We start from the raw sequence: 16,626 nt of genomic DNA on the forward strand, positions 1-16,626 counted from the left end.
TATCAATTGATTACTAATTCCTTTTCTATTTCCTCTAAAGATTTCCCTTTGGTTTCTACTACATAGCGGATTACAAAAAGCACGCAAGCAATCATAAAACCAGCAAATATAAAAAACGTAGTAGCTGAGCCTAACATCATTAGTTCTAAGGGAAATATGGTAGCTACGCTAAAACTTGTTAGAGCATTTAACGATCCTACTATTGATATAGCCAAGCCTCTTACATGGTTGGGGAATATTTCGGATAACATGGCCCACATTACAGGGCCTAGTGAAATAGAAAAACCGGAGATAAAACCAAGAATACCAAATAAAACCCAAGTAGAGTTTATATTAATGGTATTCTTTAGTATTAAGGGTTTGTATAAATTGGCGTATAATTCTTGACTAAAAGAGGAGCGGGTACCAGAAGAGCCCTCATGGTTTAACAGGTATTTAAAGTCGTTTTCTATGGTGTTAAAAAAGGCTACTTCATGGTCAAAAGTCTGGTTTTCATGTTTAGTTAGCGCCTTATTTAATACTTGTAAACTTTGGGTGTAATTAATGGTCTCGGTATTATTCTTATGATTAGCTTTTGCTTCAGCTAATATTTTATCAATGTTTTTGCGGTTTAAATCATAAGTAGCCTGGTAGAATGCTACTGCTGTGAGCGTGAGAAAAGCTGCCATTATGGAGCAGCCGAGTATAAGTAAAGGTTTACGACCAGCTTTATCTATAAGTAGCATAGATACTATAGTCATAATAACGAATATCACTCCCACAATAGTAGCTTGCAGGAAGGCGGCATCGGTACCACCTCCAGCAGTTTGAAATATCATTGGAGCATAATATAGTACCGCATTAATCCCACTTACTTGCTGGAAGAATGCCAATGCAAAACCAATGATTAGAACCGTTTTCATTTTTTTATTAAAAACATCTTTGAAAGATGCTTTATGCTGATTACGGGTTTGTGATAAGCTTTCTTTTACATTATTATATTCCTTTTGGGCGTGTACTTCTCCACCAACTTTGGTCATGATGGCTTTAGCTCTTGCATCATTACCTTTACTAATAAGCCACCTTGGGCTTTCTGGCACCAAAAAAAGCAGCAAGAAATATAAAAGAGCAGGAAAAAAGCCTACTCCCAGCATCCATCTCCAGTTTACATCCGGATCTTGCACCTGTTGTAGAATGTAGTAATTACTGAAATATGCAATGGAAAGCCCCAGTACAATATTTAATTGATTGATAGTTACTAATTGGCCTCTTTTTGATGGAGGGGCTAGTTCAGCAATATAAATAGGAGCGATAAGAATGGCTACACCAACACCAATGCCAGCTACGAACTTGCAAGCAATAAACAACACTATGTTAGGAGAGAGGGCAGTGCCAGCTGCACCAATCATAAATAGTAATGCTGTAAGTAAAAGTGTTTTTTTTCTACCGATGAGATCACCAATGTAACCAGCTGTTAGATTGCCTAGAATAGAACCTAGCAGTATGGCACTCGTACTTATGCCCAACAATAATGCATTGTTACTAATATTAAAAGTGGCCTTATAAAAGTTGATGGCTCCTGAGTTTACTACACCATCGAACCCGAGTAAAAATCCACCCAGGGCCACTATGGTTGCAATAATAAAAGTATATAGCTGACTTTTTTTCATTGAAAATAATAATGCATCAAGAAATCGATTGCGTAAAGGAAATCAATAATCTGTAAATATTTGAGTCCTTAACTACTACAATCATTCGTCACCTTTCAAGAATTAAAAAGACTCAAACCCTTAGCATTTTAATATTTGAGCATTAGTTAAGGTTGAATCCTTGGAGGAGCAGGCAGGAGTGACGTAGTTATGAAGCAGCCTTGGCGAATGGATGCAGTACCATTTTTTATGGAATGATGCTCGCATTTTTTCTTCTTTGTGCTATGGAATCGTTCTCAAATTCAATATCTCTTTTTCCGGTTTAAGTTGAAGTGATTTTAGACAACGATAATACTCATTGATGAAGATAATAAAGTGGTGTTAACCCATAAATGTTGCATAAGCAATTCGGGGTTGTGTGGTTAGCACCCTTTATTTTTTATACCCAATACATTACCTCATAATTTCAAATTACTTCAGCATTTTAATAAAGATAGAGAGTTTAGAAACCTCTTATTTCGAAACTGGCTTTAACTATGAAATCGTTTGCAGTAACCTTAAAACCTAAACCTATGAAATATTTGTATTTATTGGTATTTAGCCTCACATGTAGCTCTCTTATGGCTCAGCAAACCATTAGAGGCTTAGTCACTGATGACCGTGGCGAGGCGCTAGTAGGCGCTAGTATAATTGTACCATCTACTACTATTGGTACCATTACGGATTATAACGGAAGGTATACCTTGGAAATACCGGACGGTTATGAGAGGTTGAGCGTTAGCTTTATTGGCTTTAAGCCGATGGAGGTATCCATTAGCAATCGCACTGAAATTGATATTACTTTAAATGAAGACATAGAGTCATTGTCAGAGGTAGTAATAATTGGTTATGGTGAGCAATCGACCAAAGAAGTATCTACTTCAGTAGCTACTGTAGATAAAAAGACCATAGAATCTTTACCGGTTTCACGACCTGAACAAGCACTGCAAGGAACAGCTCCCGGGGTAACTGTTCAACAGAACAGTGGTTCTCCTGGTTCTCCTTTAACGGTGCGCATGCGCGGTGTTGGTACAGCAGGAAGTGCCCAGCCATTGTATTTAGTAGATGGACTTCAGGTGCCTGATCTAACATTTCTCAATGCCGGTGACATTGCAGACATATCTATATTAAAAGATGCCGCTGCTTCAGCAATATATGGTGCCAGAGGAGGTAATGGCGTGGTGTTAGTGCAAACCAAAAAAGGGGAGTACAATGAAAAAATGAGGTTGAACTTCTCGGGGTATTATGGCGTGCAAAATCTAGCCAATAAACCAGATTTGATGAATAAGGATGAATATATCACTTATTATAATCAGTATCAGTTACAAAATGGTGGCGCAGAAATTACTCCAGAACAAGCTACTCAACTTCCTGATACGGATTGGTATGATGAAGTTTTTGATGATAATGTACCTATGCAGAATTATAGCCTATCGCTCTCAGGCGGTGGGGATGTTTATAAATATTATTTGTCAGGGGGCATTTTTGATCAGGTAGGAATGGTAGGAGGAGAGGATAAATCACGATTTAATAGAAAAAATGTCAAAGCTTATTTTTCTGTAGATGTGCTGGATAATTTAACCATGAATGTCGGTGTGGATGCCATCAGAACCAACAGGAATTATTTGTTCGAAAATCAGGCAGGAACGGGTGTAGCCATCATGAATTATCTGAATGCTATACCAGCCATATACCCGGCATATGATCCTGCTAATCCTTCAGTACCCTTTCATATGGGTGATTTAAACAATCCTATTGTAGTTAATGGAGTAACTTTACCTGCGGTGGGAGCCGCCCTAAACCCTCAAGTGAGTCTGCAACTCAATAATAACAAAACGGTATCTGACATTAAAGTTTATAATATCGGAACCACCTATAAACCTACTGATAAAGTAGAGTTGAATGCTAGCTTTGCCAGATATGAAGATATAAGCAGAGACAGAAACTTCTATCCATACTATGACTATAGGCCTATCCAAAATCTGTTTAATGAAACAGCTGACTACACTGAAACCAATTACAGGAACATCTATAATCAAACCGAAGGTAATATCAAGTATGATTTTAATACAGGCATTTACCATCACCTTGATGCACTTGCGGGGTTTTCTGTGCTTACCAGCTCAGGTGAAACGGTGAGTAGATCAGGTTCTGACTTTCTGGTTAATTCATTTGATGATATAAACTTTGCTTTAATCAAAGACCCTTCTTCTATTATTAATAACAAGCCATCAGCTTATGAAACAGGTTTGTTATCTTTCTATGGGCGCATAAACTATAATTTTAAAGAAAAGTTTTTGTTGGCTTCTACCATTAGAAGAGATGCATCATCTAGGTTTGGAAGTGAAAACCGGGCAGGTGTATTTCCTTCCTTTTCATTAGGGTGGGTGCTTTCTGAAGAATCGTTTTTATCTAGCACAAAACATATTGACTTACTCAAGATTAGAGGCAGCTGGGGAATTAATGGTAACGATAATATTGCCAATTATCAGTTTAGCACAGTGGTCAATCCTGATTCTGGCCCTTCGTTTGGAGGTATCAATACGCCAGGGATTAGTGCAGGATTTTTGGCTAATCCTGCAGTGAAATGGGAGCAAATTAGTCAGACCAATATAGGTATAGACTTAAATGCTTTCAACAATACTTTCGGCATTACATTAGATTATTACATCAAGCAAACATCTGATATGCTTGTGCCAGTAGGCACTCCACTTTATGTGGGGCTTAATTCTGCCGCAGCCAATATTGCAGATGTGAAAAATACAGGTTTAGAACTATTACTTTCCTATAAGAAAGTATATCAGAGTGATTTCAAATGGCACACCAATCTCAATTTTAGCTATAATAAAAATGAAGTAACTAGTTTGGGTAAAAATGGTCAGCCTTTAAATGGTGGTAATATCGGTTTTATTTTTACTGATCCTATTACCCGTACCGATGTAGGTCATCCTATAGCTAGCTTTTATGGTTACGAAACAGTAGGCATTAGTGATAATGGTAATTTGATTTTTAAGGATAAAAATGGAGATGGAAATATTACCAATGCAGATAAAACCTTTATAGGAAGCCCTTTCCCTAAATTCACATTGGGTTTTACACTGGGAGCGGAGTATAAAGGTTTTGACCTTAATGCATTCATCTATAGTTCTGAGGGTAACGATATTTATGATGCCACTACTAGGCTAGATGCATCATATTCTAATCGACCTACTTCTTACTTAAGTGAAGGTGCGCCAGCTAATATACTTGGAGTAGGTGGTACAGGCACTAGTCAGACCGAGGTAAGTGATTTTTACGTCAAAGATGGTTCTTTTACGAAGTTAAAAATCTTAACGCTTGGCTATACTTTACCATCTTCAATGTTAGATCAGATGCCTGTAGAACGATTCAGGGTTTATCTCACAGGTCAAAACCTCTTTACTTTTACACATTATAAAGGTGTAGATCCGGAAATAGGGCAGGCTTCATCTCAGTCAGTACTAGACATCGGCATTGACCGAGGTTTCTACCCACAGGCAAGAGTTTTTATGGCCGGTTTTCAACTCACATTTTAAGTTTCAAATTTTAATGTAATGATAAGACTTAAGGGATATAAATATATAATTATTGCCATAACAATCATTGTAAGTGTTATTGGCTGTAGTACAGATGATCTTCTGGAGAAAAAGCCTATTACTGAGCTGGATGCCAGCACCGCTTTGAAAACGCAGGAAGATTATGTTGCACTAACTAACGCTATTTATGATGTTTTACAATGGCAGGTCATTGATGGAGCGCAGACCCATATGTACCCCGTAATGTTTCAGGATATACGTGCAGATAATGTCATTTCGCAATGGGATGCTTTTTGGGTAGCAGGTGCAGCATTTGATGACTTTGATAAGATAAATGCTAATAACCTAAGTGTGCAGGCCCTATGGACTAAATGGTATGCATTAATAGCGAGAGCCAATAGCAGCTTGCACTTTATTAATACTTTCGATGGGTTTACCACTGAGGGATTAAGAGAAAGGTTGATAGGGGAGGCCAAATTTTTAAGGGCATTTGCCTATTTCCGTTTGGTCAATAATTTTGGTAAGGTACCACTGATTACTGAATATATTACTGATGCCAATCAGAACTTAAAGATTCCAAGAGCAGAAATAAATAAGGTTTATGAGGTAATTACTTCCGATTTACAAGAGGCTGTATCGGTATTACCAGCATCGTATGCCGCTGAAGATTTAGGAAGAGCTACTCAAGGTGCAGCTTATACATTATTAGCTAAGGTATCTTTATACAGAAAAGACTATGCGAGTGTAAAAACATATGCTGAGGAGGTGATGTCTTTAGGTTATAGCTTGGAAGAGAACTTTGCAGATAATTGGAGCTTAAGTAATGAATATGGTAAAGAATCCATCTTTGAAATAGGTTATGCTGATGGCTATTCTAATATTCCTTTTGAAGGAGCATCAGCTACTACCAACCAAGGAAGTAGCTCATATCAAATGTTTGGCTACATATTTAATGGTGCAGCTCCTGGATTTGGAAATGCTGTGCCAAGAAAAGGCCTGTTAGATATTTATGAAGACGGAGACAAAAGGAAGGATGCCACTTTTATATATCCAGAAACGAACCTGCCAGATTTAGGACCTCAATCATGTGGGTGCTTGGTGTACAATAAAGATGGAAGTTTAGTCTATGGCGATGCAGGAAACGAGTCTCAATGGATGGGTACAGATGTTTATAACTACTTCTGGCGTAAGCCTGAGGCTCTGGCTAGCAGAGCTACTATGCGTAAGTATCATATTCCTTCGGCTGTAGCAGCGGGGCTACTCAACTTGGGTAGTTCTCCACTTAATGAAAAAGTATTTAGGTATGCTGATGTTTTGTTGATGTATGCCGAAGCATCAGCTAATGGTGCCGGAGGCAATGGCCAAGCTGCCTTGGATCAGGTAAGGCAAAGAGCAGGATTAGAAAGCGTGCCACTAACGATGGAGAATATAAAAATGGAGCGTAGAAGAGAATTGGCAACTGAAGGATGGGACAGGTTCTTTGACCTCATTCGCTGGGGAGATGCGGCAGAAAAATTGGCTTTCAAAAATTTTAAGCCGGGCAGGGATGAATACTTACCCATACCACAAAATGAAATAGATTTAGTAGGCTCATCAGTGCTTACACAAAACGATGGTTATTAGAATAATAATACTTTGCATATCAAAATGTGTTTTTTCTCTATAATCAGGCTTAATTTAGAAGAAAAATTAAGATGTAAATATGTCTCAAGAATTTTCTATCCCTGATGATGTGATAAAGACGCTTTCGATAGATACAGTAATTTTCTCTTTTGAAAAAACTGAATTATATGTATTACTGGTAAAACACGCTCAAGGAGTGAGCAAAGGTCAATGGGCACTTCCTGGTGGATGGATCAAGTATGATGAAAGTGTGCCTGATGCGGCTAATAGAATATTAACAGCGCAAACAGCCGTATCTAACATTTATCTGGAAGAGTTAAAGACCTTTAGTGAAGTAGATAGGTATCCGCAAAGCAGGGTAATTACGGTTGCTTTTTATGCCTTGGTGAATAAAGAACACTTAGAACCAAAGCCTGGAGCAACCGAAAGTGACGCCAAATGGTTTAAGGTTAGAAATATACCACAGTTAGCATTTGATCATAATAGTATACTGGACTATGCTTGTGAGCGATTAAAGCATAAAATACAGCATGAGCCAGTTGGATTTAACCTTTTGCCAGAGAAGTTTACTTTGCTGCAAATCAAAGAGCTTTATGAAGCCATTTTGGATGTGGAACTAGATAAATCCAATTTTAGAAGAAAGCTCATTAAAATGGATTTGTTAGTAGCTTGTAATGAAAAAGAAAAAGCAGTGGCACACCGGGCGGCTCGCTATTACAGGTTTGATGAAGATGTCTATAATCGCTTGAAAAAGAAAGGCTTCGTTTTCGAAGTATAAATATCACTCCGTGTAGTAAACCAGTGGATGCGTAGTAATGCATATATCATATGGTCATAATGACCTTAATTAATTAAGCATGAAACTAAACCTCTACTGTTATGAAACACCTAAAATTTTTAATGCCCTTGCTGATGCTCTGCATCATATTTCAAAATGCAGCTGGTCAGCACTTCAACCCGGGGCCGGGCAAAACCATTTCATTGATAGGCCAAACTTATCGGTCTGAATATTTAGATTACATTTCTGCCACTGGCATTACACCTGCTGGCACCTCACATTATGCTTCCTTTTATTTGGGTAGAATAGAGCAAGGAGATGATGATCCTAACGCAGCATTTTTAGATTATGTAAGGGAAAATAGCCTTGGCGAATATGCTTTGGTGGCACTTTCTATTAAAGACAATACTGCTGCAGGTGGTTACGGTCAAATGATTGAGCCTGCATGGCCTGCATTTAATAGTAACGCCATATGGGAAGCTACCGAAGATATTACCACTGGGCAGTGGAACGCTCAGATTGATGCCTTTTCAGATATTATGAAAAGTCGTGGCGATACTAAGTTCTTTTTACGAATTGGTTATGAAGTAAGTTTGTTGCTGTTCGCCAATAGGTCTGAATCTTATGCTACAGATGTATTGAACAAGTACGCCAGTCAAGGAATTAATGCACTAGAGCATGCTGATGAGGTTGTAGAGTGGGATCTACAATCATACAGAGACGCTTACAACTATATTGCTAATAGAATTCGTAATGTAAATGGCGTTACTAATGTTGATTTCGTTTATCATCCAGTAAGAGGGTATTGGGATACTTATTGGCTGTACCCCGGAGATCAATTTGTAGATTGGTTTGCCCTATCAGTATTTAATAATGATGTTTGTTTACCTTTCGGTAACACCACTAATTGTCCCAATGATACAGCCGATGGTAATTTACTCAGCTCGTTCGATTTTGCTCGTCAGCATGGTAAACCTCTGATGATTGCCGAATCTGCCGCCAATGCTCCAGCTAATCAAACCGCAGCGGGCTTTAATGAATATTTAGACAGAATAACAAGTCTCATTGAAAATCAAGATATAAGAGCCTGGGCATACATTAACTCCAATTGGTCTGAAGATAAAAATGGTGATGGTCAAGGAGATTGGGGACCGGAATGGGGTGATTCAAGGGTTCAGAAATTTACCAACACCTTAAATAAGTGGAAGGGTATTATGAGCGATGACAGGTATATCAACTTAGGTACAGGTGGAAGCTCTGCTCCCTCGGCTAGTTGGGTAAATCCTACACCTAATGCGGGTGCGTCATTGCAAGAAAATGCTTCTATCACTGTAGGTGTGGAGGCAAGCGATACAGATGGTATTGCCAATGTTAGACTGTACATCAACAATAATTTTGTAAGAGAAGAGGTAAGTGCTCCTTATGAATGGAATGCTGCAGGACAAGACGATCCTTTATTGCGAAATTTGACTTTAGGAAATTATACTTTGCAGGCCATAGTTACTGATAATTCTGGAGCTACCACTACCATAACTCGTACTTTTACCGTTTCTGGTGGTAATTCAGGAGGAGGGGATTGCAAATCAAGTACATGCCCAGCTTCGCATCCATATTTGTTATGCGGTCAGTGTTGGGAAAGTGCACAGCAAGCTGAAAGTGGAGGCTGCACTGAAACTTGTGATAATGATAATGGAGGAGGTGATGGAGGAAACAACGAAGACTGTACTTCAGATTCATGTCCAGTCTCTCACCCTTATTTTTTATGTGGTCAATGTTGGGCCAGTCAGCAGCAGGCAGAGAGCGGTGGTTGTTCTGAAACTTGTAGCAGTAGTGACGATGACGGAGGTAATACCGTGAGCATGTCGTGGATAGCACCTACACCTGCTAATAACAGTGTGTTGTCACTAGGTACCAATATTAATGTAGCACTGCTGGCACAAGGTAATGTGATCAATGGAGTAAGTTTTCTTCTCAATGGACAAACGGTAGGAGTGGATAATAGCGCACCTTACGAATGGAACTTTAATGGGCTGGCAGTAGGTGCTTATGTTGTGGTGGCGCAGGCTATCATTGATGGTGTTGAAAAATCGATAACTACCACATTCAGTATTCAAAATACCAACCCTGGTAATGTTATAAGTGGGAAGTTTACACCTCAGGCAGGTAAAACTCTGTTGGCCATAGGTCAGGATCTGAAGGGACTTGCCGGCTATCGTTATGGAGATATTATGCCTGCTGATTATGATTATAGCCTCGGAGCTGGTGAAGGAGGAATGCCTGAACCAGGTGCAGCCGTGGCTTATATTTCATTTTACTTACTCACTACCCCACAAATAGATGGTATTAATTATGGTGCCACCGGCATGGATAATGATGGTAATTTTACAGGAGTAGATACTGATTGGGGTGCAGGGCCGCTCAATGCCAGTAGTACGGCATTAGGATGGAATCATTCAGCGCTTATTTTGGCAATGAGCATTACTGAAAATTGGGATCAGAATGGACTGCAAGGCATTGCTAACGGTGCTTATGAGGCTAATATTGATAAACTCGCTACATTTTGTAAGAAATTTCCAGATAAGAAAATATACCTGCGCATAGGTTATGAATTTGATGGCAGATGGAATGGTGTAGATGTGGCCGGAGGACTTTATCCTGCTGGTTATCATAAAACAGGAGAGTATAAAGCAGCATGGAGGCATATTGTTGAGGGAATGAGAACAAGAAACGTTACTAATGTTGCCTATGTTTGGCAGTCAAGTAGTTCTCCGGTAGATGATGTGCTGGATAGTTATTTTGATCATGGGGGTAATTTTGAGGCAGCTCATGAGAACATTGCAGATTGGTATCCTGGTGATGAGTATGTAGATTGGTGTGGCTTTTCATGGTTTATAGCACCTGCTGAGGCTGATCAAATATTTGGTTTCGACCAAGTTGCAGGTTTGCCCAATCAAGATGATTTGGCCAATGAAGTATTAAACTTCGCGAGACAGCACAATAAACCTGTAATGGTGGCAGAGGCTACACCACAGGGATATGACCTAGAAATATCAGAATATGATCCTACACCTTCTTTAGTTTCAAGAGCAGCTACTGCATATACTTATGAGGGAGCTAAAACATTGTTTACTGAAGGTTTACAAGCGGCTCAGTCTCAATTTGCTCCTGGTACATGGTTTGGTAATTTCTCTGCCGATGAAGCTTGGGCAAGGTGGTATGCTCCATATTTCAATTATATACATCAAAATGCTGACGTGATTAGAGCTGCAACTTATATTAATACCAATTGGAATGAACAAACGAAATGGACATATCCTTATAATGAAGGTTATTGGGGCGATAGCAGGGTAGAAGCCAACCAAACGATAAAATCATTGTGGTTAAACGAAATTAATACTCCTTTTTGGTTATTAGGTTCACCTCAAATTGGGAGCCAGCTTAGAAAAAAAGGTGCAGTATCAGTTAAGGAAGAACCTATGATTATATATCCTAACCCGGCAAAAAGCATCATAAATATAAAAGGTGTGCATACCGGAAATATCGAGATATATAGTAGCAATGGAATTGAAATGTATAATGGAAAGGAGAATTCTATTGATGTTGGAAGTTGGCCAGCAGGGTTGTATTTCTTAAAATCTAACGATCAATATTTGAAATTTATTAAAGAGTAATTTAATAATAAAGCCATGCCTCTCCGGATGCATGGCTTTAACTTTTTTATACCAATTTTAGAGGGTAATCTATAGTTAGTTTAGACTCAAGATTTATTTCAGACCAATTACACGCAATCATTTTTTAGTAAATGCATTAATCATTTTGAAGAATAGCGGATTTATACCAAATTGGAGTCACGTACCATTCACACTTGGGAAATAGGCAAGGAGACAAGGCCATAATGAGGAAGTAGCAGCCGCAAAAAGTATATAGAGGAAGGTAGGCATTATAGATTGCTATTTTGTAGTTTATCCTCAATCCAGTAACAACGATTTTAGTTAGTTTTGAATGTATTTGATTGATAGTAGATTGTCAATATTTATATTTTGCTTATGAAACCATGTATTATTGATGTTGTAGCAGGTTATGTAAAGTCCGAGATTTTTGATAAAGCTGAAGTGTCTTGCTTATTTCATAATGCGGAACACACCCAAGAGGTGGTAGAAACAGTGCAGCTGATAGCTGCCAATGAAGGCTTAACCCAAACACAGACTGAAATATTGGTAATAGCTGCTTGGTTTCATGACACAGGTTTAACAGTATCCTTCAAAGATCATGAAGAAATAAGTATGGCATTGGCTGCCAATTTTCTCTCAGCAGCGTGTTATAATGCTGAAAATATTGCGGCCGTATTGTCTTGTATAAAAGCCACTAAGTTTCCCCATAATCCTACAGAGCCTCTGCAACAAATATTATGTGATGCAGATATGGCCGTTATTAGTAAGCCCGATTATTGGAAGAAGATCATAAAATTAAAATCAGAACTAGAAAAATGCCTAAATGTGACATACCGTAATGATCAATGGTATTTTCAAAATGTTCATTTTTTAAGTGGTCACAGGTTTTTCTCTAATTATGGTATCAACATACTGGAGAAACAAAAGCAAGATAACTTAGATCATAATATAGGTATGCTCGAAAAAGAATACCTTAAAACCAGCTAGTTAATGAGGGTAATGCAGATGAAAATTAACCTTTTACTATGTTATTAGTTTAAGTTTTATTGGGGTATTTACTCGTTTCCCAAATTATTCCAGTTTTAGATTATAGCTTGCGTTCAAAAAATGAAAATTTTAATCATAGAAGATGAGCCTGAAATGATAGATAATTTAGTTTCATCATTGGTGAAAGAGAATTATCTGGTGGAGGTGGCTAATAATTTTGAAGAAGCTATGATTAAGGTGGGAGTGTATGATTATGACTGCATATTGCTTGATATTACTTTGCCCGATGGTAATGGGCTTGAGATTTTAAAAAAATTAAAGCAAGATGGTAAAGAAGATGGAGTAATTATTATTAGCGCCAAAAACTCCATTGACGATAAAATAGAGGGACTAGACCTTGGTGCAGATGATTATTTGCCTAAGCCTTTTCATATGTCAGAACTACATGCCAGAGTAAAATCAGTATTGAGAAGGCGGAAGTTCAATGGTAAGAACGAGTATACCTTAGGAAACGTGCTTTTTGATTTGGATGCACGTTCAGTTTATATAAATAAAGAAAAACTTGAACTCAATAGAAAAGAGTATGATGTACTGGTGCATTTAGCCACCAACAATACTCGGTTAGTAAGTAAATATGCACTTGCAGAGCATGTATGGGGCGATAATATAGATGAAACGGATAGTTTTGAGTTTATCTACAGCCAAATAAAAAACCTTCGCAAAAAACTAAAGGATGCCAACTCTACCTTAAAAATAAAAGCAGTATATGGTATTGGGTACAAATGTGAGGTAATATGAAATTACTAAATTACACCACTTCATACCTGGCCATACCTCTACTGATAATCCTTACCTTGTGGGCTGCCATATTTTATTTTTCTATGCTAGATGAAATTTACGATAGCATGGATGATGGCCTAGAAAACCAAAAATTATTGGTAATGCAAAAAGTGGCATCAGACTCGAGCGTTCTTTATAGAAATGAATTTGATGATGGGTATTATAAAATACAACAGGTATATGGAGATAAATACCTTCCATATAAAGATGTGTATCAAGATACGCTCATGTTCATGCAAAACGAGCAAGACTTTGAACCTGTAAGGATGCTCACTACTGTGTTTAAATACAAAGACCGGTTATACCAGTTGAGGGTCATTACCAGTATGGTGGAGGAAGATGATCTTATTGAAGATTTAGTTTACTCGCTAGTATGGCTTTACTTAGGGCTTGTGGCCACAATACTTATCTTAAATAATTTCTTACTAAAGAAAATATGGAAGCCCTTCCATTTGATATTAAAATCAATGAAGGGGTTTAAATTGGGCGTGTCATCTGATATAAAACCAGTAACCAGCAAAATAGACGAGTTTGAGCAACTCAATGATGCAGTAATGAAATTGGTAGCATCAAATCTCAAGGTATACTCCTCTCAAAAACAGTTTATAGAAAATGCTTCTCATGAGTTACAAACGCCCATAGCCATCATGCGTAATAAATTGGAGTTTTTAGCCGAAAGCGATGGTTTAAAGGAAGAGCAAATGTTGTTGATTGACCAGATGATGGGTAACATCAACAGGATGAATAACTTAAACAAAACATTGTTGCTTCTATCTAAGATTGATAATAATCAGTTTGTTGATCGGGAAGCTTTGAATGTAAATATGGCTTTGGATCAATTGGTTGAGGAGTTAGAACCTTTATCAGAGCAAAAAGACATAAGCGTAAATACACATTATACCGATACAATAGATATTACCTCCAATCGTGAGTTACTCAATATTCTCATTAGTAACCTATTGAAGAATGCTATTATCCATTCAGAACATGGAAGTACAATCCATATTTACATAACAGCCAATGAGCTTGTTTTTGAAAATAATGGTGCAGTTGCTTTAGATAGCTCCAAAATATTCGATCGGTTTTACAAGCAAGGAAATAAGAGAAATTCAACGGGTTTAGGGCTGGCCTTAACCAAGAGTATAGCCGATAAACTGGCTGTTGAAGTAGTTTATGAGTTTCAAGGTAAGCATGTTTTTAAGGTCATTTTTTAACTGATTATTGTATTCCAGCTTCCTTCCTGTTTTGCCTTATACCTTAGTGTCATAATATTATTATTAACTAAAATTATGACTATGCAATATTTAACATTGATAATTCTTTTGACCTCTGTAGCCCTTTTTTCATGTGCCTCTGATGATGATTTGCAAACAGCAGAAGTGCCATCTGTAGTGCTTAATGCCTTTAACTTACATTACTCAAACGCTAATGATATAGAATGGAAAAAGCGGCAAGACATTTATAATGTAGAATTTGAATGGCATCAAACTGATTTTGAGGCCTTCTTGGATAATCAAGGAAACATTTTGAAGGAGAAAAAAGAACTGCAAACAGCAGCTGTGCCTCAATCACTAGTAAATGCTATTAGCGAAAATTATAAGGAGTCGAGAATTGATGATGTAGATGAGATAACCGAACAAGGTGAAGTTTATTATCAAGTAGAGCTCGATGGACCTGTTGATCAGGAAATAATTGTGGACAAAGATGGCAATGAGGTAAATAAAGATTATTGGGATTAAATGAGAATAATGATGAAACCAATTGTATGGGGGAGTTTGTCTGTAGTGGTAGTTCTGGGTTTCTTTTTTTACAGGCCAGTGATGTCTTCAAAAGCGAAGAGCTCTGAGCACATAAGTATAATTAACGAATGGAAATTGCCAGAAGAGTTAAAGGAAGTTTCGGGTATAGAATATTTGGGAGATGGAAAATTCTTATGCATACAAGATGAAAAAGGAATACTCTACTTCTATGATGCAGTACGTAAAAAGATTTATGACCAAGCTACTTTTGCCGATGACGGTGATTTTGAAGGCTTAACCGTGGTGGGCAATACCGCTTTTGTAGCTAGGAGCGATGGTCAAATTTTTGAAGTGAAAAATTACCTCAACCACCCTGATGAAATCAAAGAAATAGAAACTTTTTTTGATGCTAAGAACAATGTGGAGGGGATAGGAGTGGATGTAAAGAACAAAAGGTTGCTGATTTCAGTAAAGGATAAAGATCCATTTAATGATACCTACAAGGGCATTTATGCCATGAGTTTAAATACTCAGCAAATATCAAAATCTCCAGTGTTTAGAATAGATTTTGATAATAAACTGTGGTCTGGAGATAAAAAAGGTAGTAATAAAGTGTTTAATCCGTCAGATATAAAGGTTAACCCTAACGATGAAAACCTTTATGTATTAGACGGGAAGCATCCTCAACTGCTCATTATTTCGCCCAAAGGAGAACTGTTAAGACTTTATAAATTGGATGAAGATTTGTTTGAGCAGCCCGAGGGAATCTCGTTTTCAAATCATGGAACCATATTTATTTCTAATGAAGGTAAGCACCATCAACCGAATATTATAGAGTTAAAATTAGATAAGCCTAGTTAAGCTTATTTATTCTTCATAATAATTAAACCCCCACCTAACCAATGGGGGTTTTGCTTTTATATAACTATCACAGATATGATTAAGAGATGCTATGATTTGGATAAGTGTTTAGTGCAATGAACAATCAATTTTGCATACGGTACATATAAATTATAGATGATGAAGAAAGTGTTAATTACAGGAGCTAACAAAGGGGTAGGTTTTGAAACAGCAAAGCAATTGGGAGAACTTGGTTATTATGTTTACTTAGGCAGCCGAAATAAAGAAAACGGCCAAAAGGCAGTATCTCAATTAAACGATCTGGGAATTAAGAATATAGAATGTATAGAAATAGATGTAACCAGCGGTGATTCCATTTCTAAAGCAGTTGAGTATGTAACGAGTATTACTGATTGTATTGATATACTCATTAATAATGCTGGGATAGGAGGTGCAGAAGAACAAAATTTGGCCGATTGTGGAATTGAAAAAGTTAGAGAGGTGTTTGAGACCAACTTCTTTGGAGCCATCCAAACAGCACAAGCCTTTTTGCCGTTATTGAAAAAAAGCATAGAACCTGTATTAATTAATGTGTCTAGTGAAGTAGGTTCTTTGAGTATGCATATGAGCGAGGATAGAAAGCCGTCATGGAGCAGATATAATGTTTACGCAAGTTCTAAGACCGCTCTTAACGCCTTTACAGTAATGCTCTCGCATAGCTTGTTAAAAGATAATGTGAAAGTGTATAGTGTTACACCGGGCTACACAGCCACAAATTTAAATAACTACGAAGGCTTTAAAACTGTAGAAGAAGGGGCCATGCCTATTGTAAGGTGCGCCACTACGCATAAATATCCGTCTGGGTCTTTTTTGCGTGCCGAAGGAGAGGTAGCTTGGTAACTATTGCTTAGGTATCATTTTAATAGA

General features: G+C 37.7%; 11 protein-coding genes. 10 read left to right on the forward strand and 1 reads right to left on the reverse strand.

Going from position 1 to position 16,626, the window contains the following annotated elements:
* Nucleotides 1-2: 2 nt before the first annotated feature.
* A complete protein-coding gene (locus tag ACXACQ_RS15620) occupies nucleotides 3-1,649 on the reverse strand; it encodes a sugar porter family MFS transporter (protein WP_474976895.1) in 1,647 nt (548 codons plus the stop codon).
* A 551-nt stretch (nucleotides 1,650-2,200) separates the two neighbouring features.
* On the opposite strand from ACXACQ_RS15620, the gene ACXACQ_RS15625 reads away from it, so the two are divergent.
* The 10 genes from ACXACQ_RS15625 (at nucleotide 2,201) to ACXACQ_RS15670 (ending at nucleotide 16,599) form a co-directional block, all read left to right on the forward strand.
* Complete coding sequence (locus ACXACQ_RS15625; RefSeq protein ID WP_474976896.1) at nucleotides 2,201-5,221, forward strand: SusC/RagA family TonB-linked outer membrane protein; 3,021 nt, start codon at nucleotides 2,201-2,203, stop codon at nucleotides 5,219-5,221.
* An 18-nt stretch (nucleotides 5,222-5,239) separates the two neighbouring features.
* The gene (locus tag ACXACQ_RS15630; RefSeq protein WP_474976897.1) at nucleotides 5,240-6,844 is read left to right on the forward strand and encodes a RagB/SusD family nutrient uptake outer membrane protein; all 1,605 of its coding nucleotides are present in this window, start codon (nucleotides 5,240-5,242) and stop codon (nucleotides 6,842-6,844) included.
* Nucleotides 6,845-6,923: 79 nt separating this feature from the next.
* Complete coding sequence (locus ACXACQ_RS15635; RefSeq protein ID WP_474976898.1) at nucleotides 6,924-7,622, forward strand: NUDIX hydrolase; 699 nt, start codon at nucleotides 6,924-6,926, stop codon at nucleotides 7,620-7,622.
* A 101-nt stretch (nucleotides 7,623-7,723) separates the two neighbouring features.
* Nucleotides 7,724-11,293, forward strand: a complete 3,570-nt coding sequence (locus ACXACQ_RS15640) for an Ig-like domain-containing protein (protein WP_474976899.1) — start codon at nucleotides 7,724-7,726, stop codon at nucleotides 11,291-11,293.
* A 375-nt stretch (nucleotides 11,294-11,668) separates the two neighbouring features.
* Complete coding sequence (locus tag ACXACQ_RS15645) at nucleotides 11,669-12,280, forward strand: HD domain-containing protein (RefSeq protein ID WP_474976900.1); 612 nt, start codon at nucleotides 11,669-11,671, stop codon at nucleotides 12,278-12,280.
* Nucleotides 12,281-12,400: 120 nt separating this feature from the next.
* Complete coding sequence (locus ACXACQ_RS15650; protein WP_474976901.1) at nucleotides 12,401-13,078, forward strand: response regulator transcription factor; 678 nt, start codon at nucleotides 12,401-12,403, stop codon at nucleotides 13,076-13,078.
* Entirely contained in the window at nucleotides 13,075-14,334 is a 1,260-nt protein-coding gene (gene porY, locus ACXACQ_RS15655; protein ID WP_474976902.1) for a PorY family sensor histidine kinase, read from the forward strand. The genes ACXACQ_RS15650 and porY overlap by 4 nt, the downstream gene beginning before the upstream one ends.
* A gap of 81 nt (nucleotides 14,335-14,415) precedes the next feature.
* Nucleotides 14,416-14,859: a PepSY-like domain-containing protein gene (locus ACXACQ_RS15660; RefSeq protein ID WP_474976903.1), complete on the forward strand. Its 444-nt coding sequence runs from the start codon at nucleotides 14,416-14,418 to the stop codon at nucleotides 14,857-14,859.
* A 9-nt stretch (nucleotides 14,860-14,868) separates the two neighbouring features.
* Nucleotides 14,869-15,720 (forward strand): SdiA-regulated domain-containing protein, encoded by an 852-nt coding sequence (locus ACXACQ_RS15665; protein ID WP_474976904.1) that lies wholly within the window; start codon nucleotides 14,869-14,871, stop codon nucleotides 15,718-15,720.
* A 156-nt stretch (nucleotides 15,721-15,876) separates the two neighbouring features.
* A complete protein-coding gene (locus tag ACXACQ_RS15670; RefSeq protein ID WP_474976905.1) occupies nucleotides 15,877-16,599 on the forward strand; it encodes an SDR family NAD(P)-dependent oxidoreductase in 723 nt (240 codons plus the stop codon).
* Nucleotides 16,600-16,626 lie beyond the last annotated feature (27 nt).

Source organism: Fulvivirga sp. AWR4_260, assembly GCF_056158185.1.

Excerpts from the sequence above, each read along its gene's own strand:
- ACXACQ_RS15670 (WP_474976905.1), top strand. The coding sequence starts at position 15,877 with ATGATGAAGAAAGTGTTAATTACAGGAGCTAACAAAGGGGTAGGTTTT.
- ACXACQ_RS15660 (WP_474976903.1), top strand. The coding sequence starts at position 14,416 with ATGCAATATTTAACATTGATAATTCTTTTGACCTCTGTAGCCCTTTTT.
- ACXACQ_RS15665 (WP_474976904.1), top strand. The coding sequence starts at position 14,869 with ATGATGAAACCAATTGTATGGGGGAGTTTGTCTGTAGTGGTAGTTCTG.
- ACXACQ_RS15650 (WP_474976901.1), top strand. The coding sequence starts at position 12,401 with ATGAAAATTTTAATCATAGAAGATGAGCCTGAAATGATAGATAATTTA.
- ACXACQ_RS15635 (WP_474976898.1), top strand. The coding sequence starts at position 6,924 with ATGTCTCAAGAATTTTCTATCCCTGATGATGTGATAAAGACGCTTTCG.
- ACXACQ_RS15640 (WP_474976899.1), top strand. The coding sequence starts at position 7,724 with ATGAAACACCTAAAATTTTTAATGCCCTTGCTGATGCTCTGCATCATA.
- ACXACQ_RS15620 (WP_474976895.1), bottom strand. The coding sequence starts at position 1,649 with ATGAAAAAAAGTCAGCTATATACTTTTATTATTGCAACCATAGTGGCC.
- ACXACQ_RS15645 (WP_474976900.1), top strand. The coding sequence starts at position 11,669 with ATGAAACCATGTATTATTGATGTTGTAGCAGGTTATGTAAAGTCCGAG.
- ACXACQ_RS15630 (WP_474976897.1), top strand. The coding sequence starts at position 5,240 with ATGATAAGACTTAAGGGATATAAATATATAATTATTGCCATAACAATC.
- ACXACQ_RS15625 (WP_474976896.1), top strand. The coding sequence starts at position 2,201 with ATGAAATATTTGTATTTATTGGTATTTAGCCTCACATGTAGCTCTCTT.
- porY (WP_474976902.1), top strand. The coding sequence starts at position 13,075 with ATGAAATTACTAAATTACACCACTTCATACCTGGCCATACCTCTACTG.